General features: G+C 54.2%; 6 protein-coding genes. All 6 read left to right on the top strand.

All coding sequences use genetic code 11. The features are described from left to right. Positions 1 to 139 precede the first annotated feature (139 nt). The 6 genes from gmd to HFP54_RS08050 all read left to right on the top strand — a co-directional run bounded on the left by gmd (position 140) and on the right by HFP54_RS08050 (position 6,723). Positions 140 to 1,258 carry a GDP-mannose 4,6-dehydratase gene (gmd, locus tag HFP54_RS08075; protein ID WP_168564684.1) on the top strand — a complete coding sequence of 373 codons (1,119 nt, stop codon included), beginning with the start codon at positions 140 to 142 and terminating at the stop codon, positions 1,256 to 1,258. Between the two features lie 81 nt (positions 1,259 to 1,339). Further along, complete coding sequence (gene rfbF, locus HFP54_RS08070; RefSeq protein ID WP_168564683.1) at positions 1,340 to 2,173, top strand: glucose-1-phosphate cytidylyltransferase; 834 nt, start codon at positions 1,340 to 1,342, stop codon at positions 2,171 to 2,173. Positions 2,174 to 2,250: 77 nt separating this feature from the next. Continuing rightward, positions 2,251 to 3,351: a CDP-glucose 4,6-dehydratase gene (gene rfbG, locus HFP54_RS08065; protein WP_168564682.1), complete on the top strand. Its 1,101-nt coding sequence runs from the start codon at positions 2,251 to 2,253 to the stop codon at positions 3,349 to 3,351. 50 nt (positions 3,352 to 3,401) lie between these two features. Continuing rightward, the gene (gene rfbH, locus HFP54_RS08060) at positions 3,402 to 4,928 is read left to right on the top strand and encodes a lipopolysaccharide biosynthesis protein RfbH (RefSeq protein ID WP_168564681.1); all 1,527 of its coding nucleotides are present in this window, start codon (positions 3,402 to 3,404) and stop codon (positions 4,926 to 4,928) included. After that, a complete protein-coding gene (locus HFP54_RS08055) occupies positions 4,925 to 5,467 on the top strand; it encodes a dTDP-4-dehydrorhamnose 3,5-epimerase family protein (protein WP_168564680.1) in 543 nt (180 codons plus the stop codon). The genes rfbH and HFP54_RS08055 overlap by 4 nt, the downstream gene beginning before the upstream one ends. Positions 5,468 to 5,856: 389 nt before the next feature. After that, complete coding sequence (locus HFP54_RS08050; RefSeq protein ID WP_168564679.1) at positions 5,857 to 6,723, top strand: NAD-dependent epimerase/dehydratase family protein; 867 nt, start codon at positions 5,857 to 5,859, stop codon at positions 6,721 to 6,723. Positions 6,724 to 6,739: the final 16 nt, after the last annotated feature.

Here is a 6,739-nt window from a genome sequence, read left to right as displayed (position 1 = left end):
GCAGCTCGGCCGAATGCTGGGGGCATTGATTCAACGACACAAAAGAGAGTAGCGGTTAGAGAAAGTAGCGAGCGGCTAGTCGCGAGTCACAAGAAAATCGCTCCTCGCCCCTCGCAACTCTCCCCTCGCCACTTAAAAAATGAAAAAAGCTCTCATCACCGGCGTCACCGGCCAAGACGGCTCCTATCTGGCGGAGTTTTTGCTGGAAAAAGGCTATGAGGTTCACGGCATCAAGCGTCGTGCGTCCTCGTTCAACACCGACCGCGTGGACCATATCTATCAATCGCCCCATGCCGAACAGCAACGATTCAAACTGCATTATGGCGACCTGACCGACACATCGAACCTGACGCGGATCTTGCACGAAGTGCAGCCCGATGAGGTTTACAATCTCGGTGCCCAGTCGCATGTGGCGGTGTCGTTTGAATCGCCCGAATACACCGCCGATGTCGATGGGATGGGGACGTTACGGCTATTGGAAGCGATTCGGTTTTTGGGACTGGAAAAGAAGACGCGTTTTTACCAAGCCAGCACCTCGGAATTGTTCGGCCTGGTCCAAGAGATCCCGCAACGGGAGACCACGCCGTTTTACCCGCGTTCGCCGTACGCCTGTGCCAAATTGTATGCGTACTGGATCACGATCAACTATCGCGAATCGTACGGGATGTATGCGTGTAATGGGATTTTGTTCAATCACGAATCACCGCGTCGCGGCGAAACGTTTGTGACTCGCAAGATCACCCGCGGGATGGCCAACATTGCCCAGGGCCTTGAGCCCTGCCTGTACCTCGGCAACATGGACGCGCTCAGGGATTGGGGGCACGCCAAGGACTACGTGCGGATGCAATGGATGATGTTGCAGCAGGACAGTGCCGAGGACTTCGTCATTGCGACGGGCAAGCAGATCAGCGTGCGAGAGTTTGTGCGGATGTCGGCGCACTACGCGGGGATGGAGGTCGAGTTCAGCGGTGCGGGACTCGGCGAGATTGCCACGGTCACGGCGGTGACCGACGCGTCGAAGGCGCCCGCGGTAAAGGCGGGCGACGTCATCGTCCGGGTCGACCCGCGATACTTCCGTCCGGCGGAAGTCGAAACACTGCTTGGCGATCCCACCAAAGCCAAAGACCGCCTCGGCTGGCAACCCGAAATCACGGTGGAGGAAATGTGCGACGAAATGGTCACCAGCGACCTCGGCATCGCCCGCCGCCACGCTCTGTTAGAGCAACACGGACATACGGTAAGCATGGCGGCGGAGTAGCAGCATGACAGACCAGCGATTGACGCATACACCCACCTGTTTCTACGTCGCGACAGCATCATTCTTTTGCCAGCAATCACAATGAGAAACTCAATCCACAATAACTCGACGAAAGCTGTGGTTTTGGCCGGCGGCTTGGGGACTCGGATCTCCGAAGAAACACACCTTAAGCCCAAGCCGATGGTGGAAATCGGAGGCCGGCCAATTCTGTGGCATATCCTGAAGATGTATTCTTCGCATGGAATCAATGATTTTATTATCTGTGCGGGCTACAAGGGCTATGTGATCAAGGAGTATTTCGCGAACTATTTTTTGCACACGTCGGACATTACTTTTGACGTTTCACGTAATTCAATTGAAGTCCATACACGCCATGGTGAACCATGGCGTGTCACTGTTGTCGACACCGGCGATGAAACGATGACTGGAGGAAGACTGGCGCGGGTTCGTCGCTACCTCAACGACGAGCCCTTTTGCTTTACCTATGGGGATGGGGTTTCCGATGTCGATATCGGAGATCTGATACGGTTTCACGATGATCAAGGCAAGCTTGCCACCGTCACAGCAGTACAGCCACCGGGACGCTATGGCACCATGGGTTTCTCAGAAGACGATTCGAACTTGGTCAAGCAGTTCCAGGAAAAGCCTGTTGGCGACGGTGCCTGGATCAATGGTGGCTTCTTTGTGCTTGATCCCAAAGCGATCGACTATGTCGAAGAAGGGGACGAAACCATTTGGGAGCGTGGTCCGCTTGAAACACTGGCTAAAGACAACCAATTGGCAGCCTACCGACACGACGGCTTTTGGCGGCCGATGGATACACTTCGTGATAAGAACGAACTTGAGAAACTGTGGGAAGCGGGAAACGCCCCATGGAAAACCTGGGATTCGTCCGCCAGGGTGAATGTGGGATAGGATTCCAGCTGTGTCGTCACGGGGGCGTCAGGCTTTCCTTGCCTCGTTGATGATGATTCTCATGCTGCTTTCTAACTATGTTTAACAACGCTTTCCGCAATCGATCGGTTTTTTTGACCGGGCATACAGGCTTCAAGGGAAGCTGGCTGTGTCAGTGGTTACTGCGACTGGGCGCCAACGTTCATGGCTTCGCACTGGACCCTCAACCCCACGAAACCCTCTTTGATCAGCTCGGGTTGCCGTCACGCATCGCATCCGACAGTCGGGGTGATGTTCGTGACGCAAGTGCGTTGCGGGATGCACTTCTCGCTGCCAAGCCAGATTACGTGTTTCACTTGGCCGCACAGCCACTGGTACGTTTTTCGTTCGAGATCCCAGTGGACACCTTTGCCACCAACGTGATGGGAACGGTTCATTTGCTCGATGCACTGCGTCAATTGAGCGGGCCTTGCAGAACTGTGGTGGTTACCACCGACAAGTGTTACGAAAACCGAGAGTGGCTGCATGCCTATCGAGAGAATGATCCGATGGGTGGCCATGATCCTTACAGTGCGTCAAAAGGATGTGCGGAACTGGTGGTCAGTTCCTACCGAAATTCATACTTTGCTGGTGATTCACTAATCGATGTTGCATCGGCCCGAGCAGGAAATGTGATCGGCGGCGGTGACTGGGCAAGCGATCGAATCATTCCCGATGTTTTTCGGGCAATCTTCGCAAAGCAGCCCGTCCCGGTTCGAAATCGGACCGCAACTCGGCCCTGGCAGCACGTCTTGGAGCCGCTTTCAGGTTACCTTTGGTTGGCTGCAAACATGGATGCGAGCCAATGCCAATTTTGTGACGCTTTCAATTTTGGTCCCTCGCTGACTAGCAACCGAACCGTCCTGCAAGTCGTCCAAGAGGTGCTCGCATCGACGGGTGGCGAATGGCTCGACGCATCCGATCCAAACGCTCCACATGAAGCGTCCAAGCTGAATCTAGCTATCGACAAAGCATTTCACTTGTTGAGCTGGCAGCCCACTTGGGACTTTAAAACCACGATTCAGAAAACCGTCCAGTGGTATCTAGGCAATCATAACGGCGGCAATCCTGCTGATCTCACATCCAGCCAGATCGACGAATACGAACAAGATGCCCTGCAGTCAGGACGAAACTGGGCCTCCGAGAATAGTGTGGGATAGGCTTCTAGCCCGTCGAACTGATTCGCCACCCCATCACGACCGTTGACAATATGAATCCAAGCGACAATTTAGCAACTGAAGAAATTCGTGAGCAGATCCTAAAGTTGACACGGGAATACTCACGACGAACCCACGGTCAAAATCGTCCTGCGTATGATGCCAGCGCTCCCAAATTTGTCCCGGGAGAAACCAACATCCCCTACGCCGGTCGCGTCTTCACCGAAGACGAAGTCGAAGCAGGGGTTGGTTCGATGCTCGATTTTTGGTTGACGCTTGGGAAAGAAGGAGAAAAGTTCGAAAACTCGCTCGCTGATTTTCTGGATGTCCGTCGATCTTTGTTGGTGAACTCGGGGTCCAGCGCAAACTTGGTCGCTCTTTCGGCTCTCACCAGCCACAAGCTTCCGGCAGAAAAGCGAATCTGCCCCGGCGATGAGATCATCACCGTGGCGGCGGGCTTTCCAACCACGGTCGCACCCATCATTCAGTGCGGGGCCACCGCGGTCTTCATTGACGCGGATCCCGTCACGGGAAACGCCAAATGCGAGCAGCTGGAAGACGCCTATGTTCCCGGGAAAACCAAGGCGGTGATGATGGCTCACGCGCTAGGCAATCCGTTTGACCTCAGCACCACCCTGCAATTCTGCCGTGATTACGACCTGTGGTTGATTGAGGACAACTGCGATGCGCTGGGTTGCAGTTACACCCTCAGTGCCGATTCTTCGCTGCTGCCGCAGTATCCGAAGGCGGAACGCAATGAAGATGGATCGCTCACAAAGTACACCGGCAGTTTCGGTGATCTTTCCACACAAAGCTTCTATCCACCTCACCACCTGACTCTGGGCGAAGGCGGTGCCGTCAACATTGTCGGCCAAGCGGCGTTGAAGGTGCTTGTTGAAAGTTTCCGCGATTGGGGGCGTGATTGCTGGTGCCCATCGGGCAAAGACAACACTTGCAACAAGCGGTTTGGTTGGCAATTGGGCGAACTGCCTGAAGGTTATGATCACAAGTACATTTACAGCCATTTGGGCTACAACTTAAAACCGCTCGATCCGCAAGCCGCGATCGGGAGTGAACAGTTGAAGAAACTGCCTGAGTTCATTGAGGCACGGAAGCGGAATTGGCAAACACTGCGGTCGGGCTTGGCCGGACTGGAAGAGTACATTGAGTTTTCGCTGCCGACCCATGCCACGGGATGGAATTCGGACGGCAGCTTCAGTTGGGACAGCACCGGGAACCGGTCGGATTGCTCGTGGTTCGGATTCAAAATGTCGGTCAGGGAGAATGCTCCCTTCACGAGGACCGATTTGGCGAGATTCCTTGACGAAAAGAAGATCGGAAATCGCATGTTGTTTGGCGGCAACTTGCTCCGTCAACCGGCGTTCGTTCAGCTTCGGAAAGACAACCCGGGAGCAATCAGGGTGGTTGGAGAGATGACGGGTGCGGACGAGATCATGAATCAAACCGTGTTCACCGGAACCTACCCAGGGCTGACGGAAGAGATGCTTGGCTACATCGTCGATTCAATCATCGAATTTGCGAACGAAGTCACCACGGGTTCAACGGTCGCAAACGCATGATTGGAAAGTGGCAACCACAAAAGTTTACTGGTGTCTATCTGCTAGATCCGTTTCACGCAGGCGACCCGCGGGGCGAGTTCGTGAAGACATTTCACATCGGCCAGGTCGCGGACGTCGGTTTGCAATTTGAGCTCCGCGAAGAGTTTTACTCCGTTTCACATGCGAATGTGATCCGTGGAATGCATTTCCAAGTTCCGCCGCATGCCCATCAAAAGATTGTCTACTGCATCGGCGGATCGATTGTCGATGTGCTTGTGGATTTAAGGAAGAACGAGCCAACCTACCGGGAAGCGATCAGCTTGGAACTCTCGGCCGCGGGTCGGCAAGTCCTATGGATTCCAATCGGCATTGCGCACGGTTTCAGAAGTTTGGAAGACAACACCTGTGTCGTCTACAAGACCGACCACGAGTATGCCCCCGAATCGGACACAGGTATCCGATGGGACAGCATCGGGTTTGACTGGGGAAGTGAAGAGGCAATCGTTTCGGATCGTGATCGAGCGTTCGCGACATTGAAAGAATACAATTCACCGTTCTAGATCTGCCTTGGCACGGCCATTACCCATTTGGACCAGAGCGGGCTGCCAATTTAGTGAGCGGCAAGGCGCTAGCCGCCGGTTCGTACGCCTTACCGGCTGCTAGCGTATGACCGTTCACCACCAATTCTAAACGTTATAAAATTACACGCCGTTAGTCCCGGCTCTCATACCGGCTTACAGGACATTAGCCGCGACGCGATATCGTTCGGTTCCAATCAATTCCCGAACGCAACACGCGGGCAAGTCAATTTTGGACGAGTGCCAATCAGCGACGATCAGTGTTCCGTTTTTCTCGTTTCGGGGAACACTAAATTGCACTCATCGAGCACTTTGTTTCAGCTAGCCGTGTCGCAGAAAGGCCCAGCGGTATTTTCGAATCAACACGAACAATGAAACTGTTTGTCACCGGCGCGACCGGGTTTATCGGTTCTCACCTCGTCAACCAAGCTCACGCGGCTGGCCATGAAGTCATAGGGCTCCGAAGGCTACCAACTTCGAAGCCGCGAATCACGCTTGCTAAGCAGCCCACATGGATCGACTCGGCATTGGACGAAGTGCCTGAATCTGCGTTCAGCGGGTGCGATGCCGTTGTCCACCTAGCGGCCCACACGGCAAACGTCCCCTATGACACGCTGGAGAATTGCATCAGGTGGAACGTGCTTGCGCCGTTAACGCTGTTTCGAACAGCAATCTCCGCAGGAATTGACCGGTTTGTCGTAGCCGGTAGTTGCTTCGAGTACGGTCGATCAGGTGAACGCTATGAGTTCATCCCACCGGACGCTCCACTCGAGCCTACCCATAGTTATCCGGCGTCGAAGGCTGCAGCGTCGATCGCATTCAGTCAGTTAGCCATAGAGGAAAACTTGCGACTGTCGATTCACCGGATTTTCCAGGTCTTTGGAGAAGGCGAAGCTGAATCGCGGCTTTGGCCGTCTTTGAAACGAGCAGCGGAAAGCGGCAACGATTTTCCCATGACATCGGGCAATCAGGTTCGCGATTTTGTCTCCGTAACCGAAGTCGCTAAAAAGATCGTTGACAGTGTTGTCCGCGACGACATTGCACCAGGAGAACCTGCTATCGAAAATGTCGGTAGCGGCAACCCCTGTCGGTTGCGTGACTTTGCCGAAGAATGGTGGTCACGCTTTGGTGCGAATGGAAAACTACAGTTTGGTGCCCTACCATCGCGTCCAAATGAAGTTACGAGATACGTGCCAGAATTGTCCCAGCGGGACCTGCAAAACAGTGCAGAGCCATGATCAGGTTCTATCTCGC

Source organism: Crateriforma spongiae, from assembly GCF_012290005.1.
GTDB lineage: Bacteria > Planctomycetota > Planctomycetia > Pirellulales > Pirellulaceae > Crateriforma > Crateriforma spongiae.
The sequence above is the reverse complement of the archived record's forward strand: the minus strand, read 5'-3'. Positions and strand labels throughout refer to the sequence as shown.

Coding starts and splice junctions, on each gene's coding strand:
- rfbG (WP_168564682.1), top strand. CDS start 2,251: ATGTTTAACAACGCTTTCCGCAATCGATCGGTTTTTTTGACCGGGCAT.
- gmd (WP_168564684.1), top strand. CDS start 140: ATGAAAAAAGCTCTCATCACCGGCGTCACCGGCCAAGACGGCTCCTAT.
- HFP54_RS08055 (WP_168564680.1), top strand. CDS start 4,925: ATGATTGGAAAGTGGCAACCACAAAAGTTTACTGGTGTCTATCTGCTA.
- HFP54_RS08050 (WP_168564679.1), top strand. CDS start 5,857: ATGAAACTGTTTGTCACCGGCGCGACCGGGTTTATCGGTTCTCACCTC.
- rfbH (WP_168564681.1), top strand. CDS start 3,402: ATGAATCCAAGCGACAATTTAGCAACTGAAGAAATTCGTGAGCAGATC.
- rfbF (WP_168564683.1), top strand. CDS start 1,340: ATGAGAAACTCAATCCACAATAACTCGACGAAAGCTGTGGTTTTGGCC.